Below are 18,173 nucleotides of genomic sequence, written 5' to 3'. Positions count from 1 at the left end.
TGCCGTTGTCGTTTGCGCAGCGGCGGATGTGGTTCATCAATCAGTTCGATGCGTCTTCGGGTGCGTACAACATCGTGGCCGGGTTGCGTTTGACCGGTGACCTCGACACCGACGCCCTGCGCGCAGCGGTCGGTGACGTCATCGAACGTCACGAAGTGCTGCGCACCACGTATCCATCGGTGGACGGCCAACCGGTGCAGCAGATCTGGCCCGTCGACCGGGCGCGCCCCGCGCTGGATTGGGCCGACGAGACCGATCTCGACGCGCTGTACGCCTCTGCGGCGCGAGGTTTCGATGTCACCGCGGATCTCCCGGTACGGGTTCGTTTGCTCCGGGAGGCAGCCGACCGTCACGTCTTGGTGGTGGTGCTTCATCACATCGCCGGTGACGCCGAGTCCATTCGGCCGCTGGTCACCGACGTCGTCGTCGCGTACGACGCGCGCCGACGCGGTGAGACCCCGCAGCTGGCCCCACTGGCGATCCAGTTCGCCGACTTCGCCGTCTGGCAACGCGACGTCCTCGGCGATGCCGACGACCCGTCGTCGATCGTCGGACGGCAGGCCGGCTACTGGCAGGACCAGCTGGCCGGCTCACCCGACGTGATCGACCTCCCTGCCGACCGTCCGCGTCCGCGGGTTGCGTCGATGGGCGGCGCGTCGGTTCCGTTCGAACTACCCGCCGACGTGGTGACACGAGTCATCTCGGTGGCGCGTGAGCGCGGCATCACTCCCTTCATGGTTCTCCACGGAGCCCTCGCCGCCCTGATCTCTCGCCTCGCTGCGGTGGACGACATTACGATCGCGACCCCGGTCGCGGGGCGCGGCCGTCCGGAACTCGACCCTCTCGTGGGCATGTTCGTCAACACCCTCGTCCTGCGCACCGGCGTCGAGCCGTCGATGACGTTCGACCGTCTGCTCGACGATGTGCGCCGGGTGGACCTCGACGCTTACGCGAACGCCGACGTACCGTTCGAATACCTCGTCGAGAAACTGAACCCGGTCCGCTCGCAGGCCTTCGCGCCGCTCGCCCAGATATTGCTCAACGTCCTCGACGACACCGACGAACCGGTGTCGCTGGCCGGATTGCACATCGCACCGATGCAGACCGGCGACCGACCCAGTCAGTACGACCTCACCGTCGAGGTCCTGCAGGGCGCGGAAAGCTCGGCGTGGAGTGGCGTCATCCGCTACGCGACCGACCTGTTCGACCCGGCCACCGTCGGCACCTTTGCCGACCGGCTGCTCCGAACCGTCGAGACCCTGGTCGCGCGGCCTGACTCCGCGATCGGCGATGCCCCAGTCTTCGGCGACGTCGACTCGGAGGTCTCGGCCTGGTCCACCGGCGACCGGGTTCCGCTGCCCACCGCAGTGCTGCCGGATCTGCTCGCAGCCCAGGTGGCACCGAACGCACGGCGTACCGCACTCGTGTCCGGCGACCGCGAGATGAGCTACCGAGAGTTCGGTGCGCGTGTCGCGGAGACCGCGCGGGAGCTCATCGCGCGGGGAGTCGGACCAGACGTGGCCGTCGCGGTGTCCATTCCGCGTTCGGTCGAGATGCTCGTCGCCGTTCACGCCATCGTCACCGCCGGCGGACACTATGTGCCGGTCGACGTCGACGCGCCCGAGGACCGCGCTCGCTACATGCTCGAGACCGCCGACACGCGGCTTCTGCTGGTGGCCGCCGACGCACCGGTCTGGTCCGGTACCACCGACGTGGATCGCATCGTGATCGACTGTTCCTCCGAGGTGGACGTCGCGACGCCGGCGGTCACGGACGACGAGCGTGTCGCCCCATTGAGACCAGCGTCGGCCGCCTACACCATCTTCACGTCCGGATCGACCGGACGTCCGAAGGGTGTGACGGTCTCCCATGAGGCGATCGTGAATCGTCTGCAGTGGATGCAGTCCCGGTACGCCCTCAATGCGGCAGACGCGGTCCTGCAGAAGACCCCGTACACCTTCGACGTGTCGGTGTGGGAGTTGTTCTGGCCGTTGCTGACCGGCGCGCGACTCGTGATCGCCGAGCCCGATGGACACCGCGACCCGATGTACCTCGCCTCACTGATCGCGACGCAGCGGGTCACGACCCTGCACTTCGTGCCGTCCATGCTGTCGACCTTCGCCGACGTTCTCGCAGGCCAGGACTCCGCGGATCTCCGTTCGGTGCGGCAGGTCTTCACCTCCGGCGAGGCGCTCGCCCCGGCGGTGGCGGGGACCGCACTCGAGTTGCTGGCCGGAGCGAGCCTGCACAACCTGTACGGTCCGACCGAGGCTGCGGTGGATGTCACCGCGCACGAGGTGTTCGCCGGTGATCCGGCGATACCGATCGGTGCCCCGGTGTGGAATACGAGCGTCCACGTCCTCGATGCACGCCTGCGCCCGGTCCCGATCGGGGTGGCAGGTGAGCTGTACCTCGGTGGCGTTCAGCTGGCGCGCGGCTACGCCGGCCGTCCGGATCTCACCGCCGACAGGTTCGTCGCAGCACCTTCGGGTGCCCCCGGGCAGCGGCTCTACCGCACAGGTGACCTCGTTCGGTGGGCACGCGAGGGGGAACTGGAGTACTTGGGGCGCACCGACTTCCAGGTCAAGCTTCGTGGTCAGCGGATCGAACTGGGCGAGATCGAGGCTGTGCTTGCCTCCGCGCCCGGGGTGGTGAACGCCGCAGCCGCGGTGGTGTCGGCTCATGGTGGCGAACAGCTCGTCGGCTACGTCTCCGTTGCCGGGGCGGTCGATCTGGACGCCGTCAAGACGGTTGCAGCCGAGCATCTCCCGGAGTTCATGCGACCCACCGCATGGGTGGTGCTGGACGAGATGCCGCTGACCACTTCGGGCAAGATCGATCGAAAGGTGTTGCCCGCGCCGGTCTTCGAGGCCGCGGAGTACGTGGGCCCCGAAGACGAGAAGGAGTCTGCGATCGCCGCGGTGGTCGCCGACGTGCTCGGGGTCGAGAAGGTCAGCGTTGTCGAGTCGTTCTTCGACCTGGGCGGCAACTCGCTCTCTGCGACCCGGGTCGCCGCGCGGGCCGGTGAGATCTTCGGTGTCAATCTCGGAGTGCGAACGATCTTCGACGCGCCATCGGTGCGTGAGCTCGCCGCCGCGGTGTCCGAGCAGGATGCGGCGCTCGCACCCATCGTCGCAGTGGACCCGCGACCGGAACGGATACCGCTGTCCTTCGCCCAGCGACGCATGTGGCTGGTCAACCAGTTCGACACGGATTCGGCTGCCTACAACATCCCGACCGTGCTGCGTCTTACCGGTGACCTCGACACCGACGCTCTGCACGCGGCGATCGTCGGTGTGGTCCGCAGGCACGAAGTCCTGCACACGTCATTCCCGGCCGTCGACGGCGAGCCGTACCAGAAGATCGGACGCGCATCGACGATCGCAGCCCGGTTGGACTGGGACGTCGTGGACTCCGAGGAGGAGATCGCCGGGGCCGTCGACCGCGGATTCGACGTCGCCAAGCAGTGGCCGATCCGGATCCGGTTGTGGCAGGTCGACGACGGCGAACACATCCTCGCGATCGTCGTGCACCACATCGCCTTCGACGGCGAATCGATGGGCCCGTTCGTCTCCGATCTCGTCGCGGCGTATCTCGCCGAGATCGAAGAGCGCGACCCCGACCTCGCCCCGTTGGAGGTCCAGTTCGCCGATTTCGCGATCTGGCAGCACACCGTGCTCGGGGCGTTCGACGACCCGTCGTCGACCGTCGGCGGACAGCTCGACTTCTGGAGGAGTGCGCTGGCCGGGCTCCCGGACCTGGTGGAGTTGCCCACCGACCGTCCCCGGCCGGCAGTCGCCACCCGGCAGGGTGATCGGGTCGAGATGTCGATCCCCGCGGAGATCGCCGACCAGATCGGCAAACGGGCCACCGAACTCGGTGTGACACCGTTCATGGTGGTGCACGCGGCGTTGGCCGCCATGGTCGCCAGATTGTCGGCGAACGACGACATCGCCATCGGCACACCCGTCGCGGGCCGCGGCCAGGCGGTGCTCGATCCGCTCGTCGGCATGTTCGTCAACACCCTCGTCCTGCGTACCCAGGTCGACTCGGGGGCGTCGTTCGCCGATCTGCTGGACCGTGCGCGCGCAGCCGATGTCGAGGCGATGTCGAACGCCGACGTCCCCTTCGAAGTGGTCGTCGACGCGCTCCGGCCGACACGATCGGATGCGTTCGCGCCGTTCACCCAGATCTGGCTCACGTTCGACCAGACTGCTCTGCCCGAGCTGGCCGGTTCAGATCTTGCGGCTGGGGAGATAGCCGGCCTGCAGGTCGCGCCGGTCATCACCGGCTCGGTCCCGGCCCGCGTCGATCTGCTGGTCGGAGTCGTGCCCGGCGAGGGCGACTGGCGTATCGCGCTGCTGTACGCCACCGACCTGTTCGAGGCGACCACCGTGCTGACCTTCGGCGACTATCTCGTCGGAATCCTCGAGGCGGCACTGGCGGATCCGTCGGTGGCAGTGGGTGACCTCCCCCTGCGGGCGCGGGACCACGGTGGCCCCGCGGCGGCCCAGGCGCCGGAGTCCTCCTCGGTCGCCGGAGGCGCCGGCTACCGGGTACTCGATCCGCTGGAGGGCACAGACCCAGAGGTACTCGCCGTCAGCGGTCCGAGCACCGCACCGGTCCTGCTGCGGGAGATCTTCGCCGAGGCCGCCACGACCTGGGGACCACGCCAGGCAGTCGTCGACGCAGAGGGAGCGACCCTCACGTACGCGCAGCTCGACGCAGAGTCCAACCGGCTGGCCCGATGGCTGCTACGCCGCGGGGTCGGGACCGAGACCCTGGTCGCCCTCGCCATCGGCCGCTCCGCCCGGTTGTTGACCGCGATCTGGGCGGTGGCCAAGACCGGTGGCGCATATGTGCCCATCGATCCCGACTATCCGTCCGAGCGGGTCGCGGCGATGGTCGAGGACTCCGGAGCCGTTCTCGGCCTCAGCGTCTCAGGGTCCGGCGAGCTGCCGCGGGGCCGGTTCGGCAGCTGGGAGCGTCTCGACGATCCCGGCGTCGTCGCCGAGATCGAGACGATGAGCGCCGATCCGATCGTCGATGAGGAACGGCCGACACCGACGCGGGTGCACAACACCGCCTACGTGATCTTCACGTCGGGATCGACCGGGCGGCCGAAGGGTGTCGTCGTCACCCACACCGGTCTCGCGAACTTCGCCGCCGAGGAACGGAAGCGTTCCAGCGCAGACGAATACAGTCGCGTGCTGGGCTTCGCGTCGCCGAGCTTCGATGCGTCGGTGCTGGAGTACCTGCTGGCGACCGTCAGCGGTGGTGTCCTGATCTACCGTCCGAGCGAGGCGGTCGGCGGGCCGGAGCTGCAGGACTTCATGATGCGGCAGGCGGTCACCCATACGTTCTTGACGCCGACGGTCCTGTCCACGTTGCAGTCCACGGCGCTGCCGGCCCTGCGCGTCGTCTACGCCGGCGGCGAAGCGGTGCCTCAGGCACTCAAGGACGACTGGGCGACGATGCGTCGGATCCAGAACCTGTACGGCCCGACCGAGACCACCATCGGTGTCACCATCAGCGAGCCGATGCATATCGGTGCGCCGGTGTACCTGGGCCGTCCGATCGACGGCGTCGGGCTGCTGGTCCTCGACAACCGGCTCAAGCCTGTGCCCGTCGGAGTGCCCGGTGAGCTGTACGTCGTCGGACACGCCATCTCGCGTGGCTACCTGGACCACCCGGCGCTGACCGCGGTGCGGTTCGTCGCCAATCCGTACGGGATTCCCGGGGACCGCATGTACCGGACCGGTGACGTCGTGCGGTGGCGCAAGGACGACTCCGGCCAGGTCGTACTCGAGTACTCGGGCCGCAGCGACGACCAGGTCAAGCTGCGCGGTCTACGCATCGAACTCGGGGAGATCGAGAGCACGCTGACCTCGCACCGTGCCGTGGACTCCGCGGTGGTGGTCGGGGTCGGCGGGTCGGTGGCAACGGCGCTGGCCGCATACGTGGTCGGCGACCGCGACTCGATCGATGTGACCGAACTGCGGACACACCTGTCCGAACGGCTACCGGCGCACATGGTTCCGGCGTCGATCACGGTGCTTGACTCTCTGCCGCTGACACCGGTCGGCAAGCTCGACAAGGCCGCACTCCCAGAGCCGGTCATCGAGGTGGGGGAGTACGTCGCCCCGGCCGACGATGCCGAAGCCCATGTCGCCGCGGTATTCGCCGATGTGCTCGGCGTGGAACAGGTGTCGGTCACCGACTCGTTCTTCGATCTCGGGGGCAATTCTCTGTCGGCGACCAGGGTCGTCGCCCGTGTCAGCGAACGCCTCGGCCGGCCGGTCTCCGCGCGTGACCTGTTCGATGCGCCGAGCGTGCGTGCCCTGGTGGCCGGCACCGCTGGACGTGACGCCTCGGGTCGCGAACCCCTGGTCGCGGGTCCGCGCCCGGTCCGCATCCCGCTGTCCTACGCCCAGCAGAGAATGTGGTTCATCAACCAGTTCGACACCACCTCACCGGCGTACAACGTGCCCGTCGCATTGCGGGTGGCCGGTGACCTCGACCTCGACGCGCTGCATGCCGCGGTCACCGACACGGTGGCACGACACGAGGTGCTGCGCACCGTCTTCCCCGCCGAGGACGGCACCCCTCACCAGCAGGTGCTCGACGTGGATGAGGCCGCCCGACGCCTGGACTGGCGGACGGCCGGGAGCGCCGACGACATACGTGCCGCTGCCGTCGAGGGTTTCGACGTCAAGCGCGATCTGCCCATCCGGGTCCGGGTGGCCGAGGTCGACGCCGGCGACCACCTGGTGCTCCTCGTGACCCATCACATCGCCTCGGACGGCGAGTCGGCCCCCGTCCTCGCCCGCGATCTGGTCACCGCATACGCCGCCCGGGTCAGCGGCCGGGCACCGGAATGGCGGGCCCTCCCGGTGCAGTACGCGGACTTCGCCCTGTGGCAGCGCCGGGTTCTCGGAGACCCGGACGACCCCTCTTCCGTTCTCGCGGCACAGATCGAATACTGGCGGGGGCGCCTCGTCGACCTGCCTGAGGTGTTGCCCCTGCCCACCGACCGCCCACGGCCGCCGGTGTTCGATCCGACCGCGGGCCGGGTCGACTTCACCATCGAGCCCGCGGTCATGGGCGCGGTGGGTGAACTCGCCGGTGCCGTCGGCGGGACACCGTTCATGGTCGTCCACGCCGCGCTCGCCGCGACCCTCGCACGCGTGGCCGGGACCGACGACATCGCGGTCGGCGCGGCCGTCGCCGGACGTGGCGAGGCCGCACTCGACGAGATGGTGGGCATGTTCGTGAACACGGTGGTGTTGCGAACCGTCGTCGACTCTGCGGAGTCTGTCCGCGACTTGCTCGCCCGCGTTCGGCAGGAGGATCTCGACGCGTTCGCGCACGCCGATGTGCCATTCGAGCAGATCGTCGAAGCGATTGCGCCGCAACGATCCACCGCGCATGCACCGCTCTTCCAGGTCGGCTTCAACTATCTCGTGGAATCCGACCAGGAAGACATCGCCGAGGCACTCACGTCGTTCGGGGTGGGCTTCGAGGAAGCCGCCGCCCCCGCGACGAAGTTCGACCTCGCCTTCGCTTTCACCGAACGTGCCGGTGAGTCCGACGCCCGGGAACTCCGCGGTGAGGTCTCCTTCGCCGCCACACTTTTCGACACGGATACCGTCGACCGTTTCGTCGGTGTGCTCCGCCTGGTCCTGGCCGCGATGACTGCGGATCCGGACCGACCGGTCGGGGAGATCGCCATCGTCGACGACGAGACACGCGCTCGGCTGGCGCCTGTGGCCCTCGCCCGTACCGAGGGTGTCCAACCGGCCACCTTGACCGACATGCTCGCCGCGCGAGACCTCGACCTCGATCGCCCCGCGGTGATCGAGGGGGACCGGGTCATGACCTACCCTGAGTTCGAGGCGGTGACCAACAGGTTCGCCCGAGAACTCATCGAACGTGGCGTCGGTTCGGAAATTCCCGTAGCAGTTGGCATCTCGCGGTCCATGGAGTCGGTGATCGCGGTGTGGTCGGTCATCAAGGCCGGCGGCGCCCACCTTCCGGTGGATCCGCGGCACCCCGCCGACCGGATTCGTCACATGCTCACCGATTCGCGGGTGTCGGTCGGTGTGACCGTCGCGGGCGACGCGGCGTCCTTCCGTGGGCTGACCGACACCGACTGGGTGGTGCTGGACGATCCCGCGACCGGCGCCCGGATAGCGGGTCGGTCGGATGCCCCGATCGCCGACGGTGAACGCCTGGCGGCGGTTCGCCTCGACAACCTCGCCTATCTCATCTACACCTCGGGATCGACCGGGCGGCCCAAGGCCGTGGCGGTTTCCCACCGCGGCATCGCCGACCTCCTCTCCCGGCAGCTCACGGTGTCCGGGAAGGGGCCCGACGTGCGGGTGCTGCACGTGGCGTCACCGAGTTTCGACGCTGCGTTCTTCGAGTTGATGTGGGGTTACCTACCCGGTTTCACGACCGTGATCGCGCCGGCGGATGCCTATGCCGGCGAACCTCTGGCAGAGGTGGTCACGGCGGGCGGCGTCACCGACATGGTTGTCACGCCGTCCGTTCTCGGGACCCTGTACCCAGAGTTGATTCCCACGGTCCGTCACCTCCTGACCGCAGGCGAGCCCTGCCCGCCTGAGCTGGTGGCCCGCTTCGCGAACCTGAGTCCGATCTGGAACTTCTACGGTCCCGCCGAGGCCACGGTGCTGTCCACCGTCGGCGCGATGGTGCCGGACCGTCCGATCACGATCGGGCGCCCGATCCCCGGCTTCGCGTGGTGCTCCTCGACAATCGTCTGCAGCCCGTTCCCGTGGGAGTCGTCGGCGAAATCTACGTCATCGCCGATGGCGTCGGCCGCGGATACCTCCATCGACCCGATCTCACGGCCGCGCGCTTCGTAGCCGCGCCGTTCGCGTCCCCCGGCACACGCATGTACCGGACGGGCGACCTCGCTCGCTGGACCGTCGACCACGAACTTCTCTACGCAGGACGCTCGGACTTCCAGGTCAAGATCAACGGTCAGCGAGTCGAGCTGGGGGAGATCGACGCCGCGCTGAGCGAGGAGCCGGGAGTCGATCAGGCGTTCACGCTCGGGATGGACAGTCCGACGGGGACCAAGCGCCTCATCGGCTACGTGGTGACCACGGAGCCTGCCGCCTTCGACGCCGAAGCCGCGCGGAAGCGACTGGCCGGGCGGCTCGCGGAATACATGGTGCCGTCGGCGATCGTGGCAATGGACGAGGTTCCACTCACGCCGACGGGCAAGCTCGACCGGACGGGTTTGCCGGTCCCGGGAATCGTCGACAACGACACCTTCGAGTCCCCGGCCACCCCGACCGAACAGGTCCTTGCCGACGTCTTCTCGATGGTCCTGGGTGACCCCCAGATCTCGGTTACCCGTTCGTTCTTCGAACTGGGCGGCGACAGCATCATGTCCATCCAGTTGTCCTCGCTACTCCGTGCCGCTGGACTGACCGTCACCCCGCGGGACATCTTCGAGTACCGCACGGTCCGGGCCCTGGCCGCTGTCGCCCGTAGTGGTGAGGGCGAAGTCCTCGCCGAATTGCCTGGTGGCGCAACCGGTCCGGTTACCGCGCCCCCGATGGCGCACTGGTTGCTCGAGCATGCCGCCACCCTCGCCGACATTGCCGACTTCTCCCAGTCGGCGGTACTGGCCCTACCCGACGTGTTCACCGAAGAACAACTCGCCCAAGTCATCTCGGCGGTCGTCGCCCACCATCCGATGTTGTCGGCGACGTTCGCGGTTGACGACGACGGCGTGCCGGTCCTGACCGCGGGCGGGCCGTTCGACGCGACAGCCGCGATCAGCATGATGGAGACCTCGGCACGACCCGGCGAGACAGAGTTCACTTCCACCGTGCTCGATGCCCACCGGCAGGCCCTCGGCCGACTCGATCCTGCGACCGGCACGATGGCGCAGTTCGTCGCGCTCCGGCCCACCGATGGGGAGAACGGCCGTCTACTCGTCGTGGTCCACCACCTGGCCGTGGACGCGGTCTCCTGGCAGGTGCTCGTCACCGATCTCGCCACTGCATGGGCTCAGGTGGCCGCCGGTGCGGTCGTGGAACTGCAGCCGGTTGGCACGTCGTTCCGCCGGTGGGCGGACGTACTCGCCGGCCTCGCCGACTCGAGCGACGCCGACCGGGCGTTCTGGAGCCGCCAGCTGCCCGCGGGGCCGCAGGCGTGGGCACCCCTCGATCGTGCCCGGGACAGGATGTCTACCGTCCGGAGCCTGGCCGTCGAGGTTCCCGCGGATGTCGCCGAACCGTTGCTCGTCGACGTACCGGCCGCCTTCCGATCGGCCGTCGACGACGCACTGATCGCAGCCCTCGCCGTCGCCGTCGGTGCGTCGGGAGAACTCGGGTCGGTACCGGTGCTGCTCGAAGGACACGGTCGGGAGGAGGAGGTCGCGCCGGGCGCGGATCTCGCCCGCACCGTCGGCTGGTTCACCTCGATCATGCCGATCGAAGTCGACGTGGCCGGCAGTACTCCCGCTGACGCCGCGGCACTGGTCCAGCGTGTCAAGGCGGTCAAGGAGACACGCCGGTCCATGCCTGCCCGGGGCCTGTCCTTCGGCTCCGCCCGCTACCTCGACCCCGCGTCGGGTCTGCGCGACCGGCCGCTACCCGAGGTGAGCTTCAACTACTTCGGCAACACCGCGGCGGCGGTGGAGAACGGTGACCTGGTCCCGTTCACCCCGGTGCCCGAGCGCTACAGCCTCCCGCCGACCGCATCGGGGGCGATGGCGGTCTCCGCGGTGCTCTCGGTGAACGTGTCGACGATCGTCGTCGACGGACGCCGAGTGCTGCACGCCGAACTCACCTTCCCGTCGGCGGTCCTCGACGACGCCGAGGTGACCGAGATCGCCGGTCGCTGGCTCGAGGCACTGCGGACTCTCGTCGGCTGGGTCGGCGACGGCGGCGTCCCGGGCCGGACTCCGTCGGATGTCTTGGCTCCCGGGCTGACCCAGGCGGAGGTCGACGATCTCACCGCACGTTTCGGCGACGCCGAGATCTGGCCGCTGTCCCCGCTCCAGCGCGGACTCTTCTATCAGGCCGAGCTGGCAGCGGAATACGAAGCGGCGGACGTGTACGTCACCCAGGCCACGCTGTCACTGCACGGGACGCTCGAGCCGGACCGGATGCGTCACGCGAGTCGACTGTTGCTCGCACGCCATGCGATCCTCCGGTCGGCCTACGTGCGCACGAACGCCGGAACCGTCGTCGCAGTGGTCCCGCCTGAGGTCGAGCCCGAGTGGTCGGTGGTCGATCTGCGCGATGTCTCCGCCGCCGAACTCGACGACCGCCGGAACGCGGTGGCCGACGCGGAGCGGGAATCGCGGTTCGAGATGGCGCGGCCCGGACTCATCCGCTTCGCGCTGATCGCCGAACCGGGCGACCGTCACAGCCTGGTGATCACCAACCATCACATCCTCCTCGACGGGTGGTCGGGACCGCTGGTGCTCACCGATCTCCTCGTCGCCTACTTCACCGGGTCGATCCTGACCGCGTCTGATGCGTCAGGTTACGACGCATTCCTGCGATGGTTGGGCCATCGCGATCGCGACGCCGGACTGGCGGCCTGGCGCGAGACCCTTGCCGGGGTAGAGGGTCCGACACTCGTCGCCCCGACACAGATGTCGCCGGAGCAGCGGCCCCTTCCGCGCGATCTCGCGGTCGAGCTCGACGCGGCGGCGGCAGCGTCGCTGACCGAGCTAGCACGTACGCGAGAGTTGACCCTGTCCGTGGTGCTGCAGACCGCGTGGGCGGTCCTGTTGTCGCGTATGACGGGGCAGCGGTCGGTGGTGTTCGGCGAGACCGTCTCCGGCCGGCCCGCCGATCTCGACGGTGCCGAGGCCATCGTGGGGCTGTTCATCAACACCCTGCCGGTCGCCGTCGACGTCGACCCCCGCGCAACGGTTGCCGACGTCATGGGACGGCTACAGCGCGCGAAGACCGCGGTGCTGGACCACCACCACATCGGACTCGCCGAGATCGCCGCGGCGATCGGGGAGAGCGCTCTCTTCGACACCCTGACGGTGTACGAGTCCTATCCGGTCGATACGTCGAGCGCGGCGGACGCCGTCGCAGGCGGTGAACTCGAGGTCCGCGGTGTGTCCGGGCGCGACGCGACGCATTACCCGCTGACCCTCGCCGCGGCGCCGTCGGCGGGTGGTCTCACGCTGACACTGAAGTACCTGCCGGACGTGTTCGACGAGCCGACCGTCGCCGGCTTCGCCGCGGTCGTCCGTCGGCTACTGGGATCGTTCGCCGCCGACCCCGAGCGCATCATCGGGCAGATCGAGTTGCTCGACGCCGAGGCGATGACCGCACGGCTCGCGGTCACGGGTGCGACGCCGGCCCCGGTGCTCACCCTCCCCGAGATGCTGAGTGGCTCCGCGGCTCGCCATGCGTCGTCGACCGCAGTGATCTACGACGGCAGTGCACTGACCTATGCCCGCGTCGACGAACTGAGCAACTCCCTGGCCAGGATGCTGATCGAGCGCGGTGTCCGCGTGGAATCAATGGTGTTGTCGGCCTTCTCCAGGTCCGACCTGATGTACATCGCGATGTGGGCGGTGGCCAAGGCCGGCGGGGTCCTCACGCCCATCGACCCGAAGTACCCCAGCGATCGGGTGCGGATGGTCGTCGAGGACAGCGGTGCGGCACTCGGCCTGGCCGAGGCCGCGAGCGTCGAGTCGCTCCCGGCCGGACCCGAGTGGATCGTCATCGACCACGCTGCCCTGCAGACGATCTCGAACCGGTGGCCGTCCGATCCGGTCACCGACGCCGACCGTGGGGCGCCGATCCGCCCGCACAACGCCGCGTACGCGATCTTCACCTCTGGTTCCACCGGACGCCCGAAGGGTGTCATGGTCAGCCACACCGGCTTGCGCAACGTCGCCGACGGTCTACGCGACAAGCACCGTTCGGGCCCCTCGTCGCGGTGGCTGGCAGTCAGCTCACCGGCCTTCGACGCCACGATGCTCGAGGTACTGGGCGCGTTCCCGAACGGAGCCACCCTGGTGGTGTCACCGGCGGACACCTACGGCGGACCGGAGCTGACGCGTTTCGTCGACGAGCACCGAACCACTCACGCGTTCCTCGTCCCCAGTGTCGCGGCGACCATGCCCGATGTCGCCGATGGTGTACTCACGAACCTCATGCTCGGGGGCGAAGCGGTGCCCGAGACCGAGGTCGCCCGGTGGGTCACACCGGATGGCGGGCGCACCCTGTACAACGGGTACGGCCCCACCGAGACCACGATCATCGCGATAACTGCTCGCGATCTCCGGCCAGGTGCGCGTGTGGTGATCGGCGATCCGATGCCCGGTGTCGCCCCTCGGGTCCTCGACGAGTCCCTGCACCCGGTCCCGGTCGGCATGGCGGGCGAGCTCTATCTGGCGGGGCCGGAGTTGTCGCGCGGCTACGTCAACCAGAGCGGGCTGACCGCCGAGCGATTCGTGGCGGACCCCTACGGCGAACCGGGGTCGCGGATGTATCGCACCGGCGATCTCGTCAAGTGGCGGTCTGACGATCAACTCGAGTATGTGGGTCGCACGGACTTCCAGGTGAAGGTCCGCGGTCTGCGTATCGAGACCGGCGAGGTCGAGTCGGCGCTGTTGCGAGTCGAGGAGGTGACCGCGGCGGCAGTCATCGCCGTCGAGCGCCCGGCGGGCACCGCACTGGCCGGTTATGTCACGCTCTCCGGCGGGGTCGACAAGACGCCGGGGCAGATCCTGTCCGAATTGGGGGCACTGTTGCCCGCCTACATGGTCCCCTCGAGTCTGATGGTGCTCGAACGGATTCCGCTGAACCCGATCGGCAAGGCCGACCGCCGGGCTCTCCCGGAACCCGAGTTCGCCTCCACCGAGACGGTGGCGCCGCGGAACCCGTCGGAGGAGGCGATCGCCGCAGTTTTCCGCGAGGTCCTCGCGGTCGACGATGTGTCGGTGACGGCGTCGTTCTTCGACCTGGGTGGTAACTCCCTGTCGGCGACCCGGGTCGCCGGACGGCTGTCGGAACTGGTGGACCGTCGAGTCGGGGTGCGCGATCTCTTCGATCATCCGTCGGTTGCCGAACTCGCCCGGCATCTGCCCCCGCCGGACGGAACCGGTGTCGCGCCGATCGTCGCAGGGCCACGGCCTGAACGTGTTCCCCTGTCACTGGCGCAGCAGCGCATGTGGTTCATCAATCAGCTCGACACCACGTCGCCGGCGTACAACATCCCGACCGGACTGCGTCTGCGGGGGCCGCTCGACGTCGACGCCCTGCAGGCCGCGCTCGGCGACGTCGTCGAGCGCCACGAGGTGCTGCGGACGACTTATCCGTCGATCGACGGCGACCCGGTCCAGGCGATTGCCGAACCGCGAGACGCCCTGCGCGATCTCGATTTCGCCGTGGTCGAATCCCAGGAGGAACTGATCGCCGCCGCGACGCGAGGTTTCGACGTGACAGTCGACTCCCCGTTACGGGTGCGCCTGTTCGCCGAGACCTCGGACGGGCGATCGCATCTGCTGGCCGTGGTCGTCCATCACATCGCTGCCGACGGTGAGTCCATGGGACCGTTCGTGCGCGACCTCGTGGTCGCCTACGAGTCGCGCCGCACCGGATCGGAGCCGAACTGGGCGCCGCTGCCGGTGCAGTTCGCCGACGTCGCGCTCTGGCAACGCGCCGTCCTCGGGTCCGTCGACGATCGCCGATCCGTTCTGGGACGACAGCTCGACTACTGGGTCGAGCACCTCGCCGGCATTCCGGACGTCATCGACATCCCCACGGACCGCCCGCGTCCCGCCGTCGCCTCGCAGCGCGGGGCCCTCGTGGAATTCGAGGTGCCGCCCGCCGTCGCGGACAGGACGGCACAAACCGCGCGACTCCTCGGTGTGACACCGTTCATGGTGGTTCACGCAGCGCTCGCCGTGCTGCTGTCGCGACTGTCGGCAGACGACGACATCGCCATCGGCACGCCGGTCGCGGGTCGTGGCCGGCGGGAGATCGACGACCTCGTCGGAATGTTCGTGAACACCCTGGTTCTGCGCACTGAGGTGAGGCCGGGAACGACTTTCGCCGAGCTGGTCGACCAGGTCCGCACGACCGACCTCGACGCGTTCGCCAACTCCGACGTGCCGTTCGAGTATCTCGTGGAGAAGCTCAACCCCGTCCGGTCACAGTCGTTCGCGCCTCTGTCCCAGGTGATGCTGACATTCGGTCAGCCCTCGCCGTCCGCGCCGGACGCCGACGTGGACGGGGACGACCTGACTGTCGAACCGGTGGCCCCGGCCGACTATCCGGCTCAAGTCGACCTCACCTTCGGGATCACGACGGCGGGATCGGGCGATCCTTGGCACGGATCCCTGATCTACGCCACCGACCTCTTCGACGCCGCGACGGCCGAGCGCATGGCTGACCAGTTGGTACGGGTACTCGACAGCGCCACGGTGGATCCCGGCCTCGCGGTCGGCGACGTTCCGGTCTTCGACCAGGACACCGCGCAGGTGGCCGAGTGGGAATCTGGACCCGACGTGTCGGTGGCGCCCGCAGTGCTACCCGATCTCGTCGGACGACAGATCGCCGCCACCCCGGACGCGACCGCCCTGGTGGTGGAGGGCCGGGAGGTCTCTTACGCTGAGTTCGGTGGACGCGTGGCCCGTCTGGCGCGAACCCTGATCGAGCGGGGTGTCGGGCCAGACGTGCCGGTGGCAGTCGCGATTCCGAGATCGGTCGAGCTCCTGGTCGCCGTGCACGCCGTAGTCGCCGCGGGCGGACACTACGTCCCGATCGACGTGGATGCGCCGGCGGATCGGCTGCGCCATATCGCGACGACCGCAGGGGTGCGACTGGCCCTGGTGGCCGGCGCAGGAGAGCAGCTCCCAGACCTCGATCTGGACCGTGTCGTCGTCGACTGTGACGAGCCCGTCGGACGCCATGCACCCCGTTGGGTGTCGGCCGAGGAGCGCACCGGCGTCCTGCTACCGGACCACCTCGCCTACACCCTCTTCACCTCCGGCTCGACCGGGCGTCCCAAGGGTGTCGCGGTCTCGCACGCGGCGATCGTCAACCGCCTGGAGTGGATGCAGGGCGCCTTCCCGATCGCCGGTGACGACGTGGTGCTGCAGAAGACCCCGGTGACGTTCGATGTGTCGGTGTGGGAGCTCTTCTGGCCGTTGATGACCGGCGCCCGACTGGTCATCGCACGCCCGGACGGGCATCGGGATCCGCACTATCTGGCCCAGGTGATCGCCGACCAGGCGGTGTCGACCCTGCACTTCGTCCCGTCCATGCTCTCGACATTCCTCGAGGTGATCGGGCCGGACGGCGTCGGACGTCTCGACTCCGTTCGGCGGCTGTTCACTTCCGGTGAGGCGTTGCCGGTGTCCGTGGCCGCGGACGCGTCGACGAGGCTGCCGGAGGTGAGCGTGCACAACCTCTACGGGCCCACCGAGGCAGCGGTGGACGTCACCCATCACCCGGTGTCGGCGGGCGACACCGTCATCCCGATCGGCGTACCGGTGTGGAACACGACGGTGCGGGTTCTGGATGCGCGATTGCGTCCGGTACCCGTCGGGGTCAACGGTGAGCTGTACCTCGGAGGTGTGCAGTTGGCTCGTGCCTACTCGAGTCGCGCCGATCTGACGGCCGACCGCTTCGTCGCCGATCCGTTCGGTGCCCCGGGCGCACGTCTCTATCGCACGGGCGACCTCGTCCGGTGGAACGAAGGCGGGCAGTTGGAGTACCTGGGCCGCACCGATTTCCAGGTCAAGCTACGTGGTCAGCGCATCGAACTCGGTGAGATCGAGTCGGTCGCCGCATCGGCTCCGGGCGTCGCGCACGCGGTCGCGGCGGTCGTGGAGGCAGCCGGCGAAGAGCGCCTGGTGGGTTATGTCGCCGGGGCGGACCCCGCAGCCGTCGATCTGGACGTCGTCAAGGACGTCGTGGCCCGGGGCCTACCCGAGTACATGAGGCCCACTGCATGGGTCGTCCTCGAGGAGATGCCCCTCAGCGCGGCGGGCAAGATCGACCGGAAGGCTCTCCCGCAGCCTGTTGTAAAGCCGGCGGAATACGTGCCGCCGGCAGACGAGACCGAGTCGCTCATCGCCGAGGTCGTCGGCGAGGTTCTGGGGATCGAACGCGTGAGCGTGACCGAGTCGTTCTTCGACCTCGGTGGCAACTCCTTGTCGGCGGCGCGCGTCATCGGACGATTGCGTGAAAAGACCGGTCGTGCGGTCGATCTCGCGTGGCTCTTCGCAGACCCGACCGTGAGAGGTCTCGCCAGCCGTGTGCTCGCAGATCTCCGGGCCGAATCGTCGGCCGCGCTGACCGGTGACATCGTGATCCCGCTACGGGCCGAGGGACGGGGTGCGCCACTCTTCTGTGTGCATCCTGCAGGCGGTCTGGCGTGGTTCTACGGCGGTCTGGCGCCATATGTGGCGGACCGGCCGATCTACGGCGTACAGGACCCGCACGTGGTGACGGGTGAGGAACCTGCCGATTCGGTCGTGGAGATGGCGCGTCGTTATCTGAGCGAGATCCGCGCGGTGCAACCGACCGGCCCGTACCACCTGCTCGGTTGGTCTCTCGGTGGTGTGATCGCCCAGGAGATCGCGGTGCAGATCCAGGCGTCCGGAGAGACCGTCGGGCTCGTCGCGCTCATGGACGCGGCCCCGTCGGTGGCCGATCTCGCCCGCGATGATCGCACGGAGTCCGAGCCTGATGTGGCCGAACTGCTCGGGGCATGGCGGACACTGTTCGATCTGGAACCCGCCGACGGAGGGGAGGCGACGCCGGAACAGGTCGCCGAGCTGATCCGGACCCAGCTGCGGGCCACCGGACTGCTCGACGACGATCAGATCGACCGGATCATGACGAGCTTCCGCGTCGCCGACACCGTAATGGCCGAACACACGCCGTCGGCGCTGTCGGGTGACGTCGTCGTGTTCACCGCCATCGCCGACAAGGAGAATCCCGCCCGGGTGGCGGCGAGTTGGCGACCTTACGTCAGCGGCGACGTCGTGAACCACGACGTCGACGTCCCCCATCTCGGCATGGCCGATGGAGCGGCCCTCGCCCTGATCGGTCCGTTGTTGGACAAGGCACTTCGGATCTTGCCGGCACAGTGACCAGAAATGAGACCCTGGTGACAGAGTCTCGAGCAGAACGACCGAACCC

Annotated in this window: 2 protein-coding genes; both read left to right on the top strand. The window is 68.6% G+C overall.

All coding sequences use genetic code 11. The features are described from left to right. Positions 1–8,888, top strand: an 8,888-nt coding sequence (locus BJF87_RS26455) for a non-ribosomal peptide synthetase (RefSeq protein ID WP_139319575.1), incomplete at its 5' end; no start/stop codon positions are given. Continuing rightward, on the top strand, positions 8,798–18,124 hold the full coding sequence (locus BJF87_RS27000) for an amino acid adenylation domain-containing protein (RefSeq protein WP_396246813.1): 9,327 nt from the start codon (positions 8,798–8,800) through the stop codon (positions 18,122–18,124). The genes BJF87_RS26455 and BJF87_RS27000, both read left to right, overlap by 91 nt. The last annotated feature ends 49 nt before the right edge of the window (positions 18,125–18,173 follow it).

The organism is Gordonia sp. CNJ-863 (assembly GCF_001942325.1).
In the GTDB taxonomy this organism is placed as follows: Bacteria; Actinomycetota; Actinomycetes; order Mycobacteriales; family Mycobacteriaceae; genus Gordonia; species Gordonia alkanivorans.
Note: the sequence above shows the minus strand (reverse complement) of the source record. Positions and strands in the feature narration are given on the sequence as shown.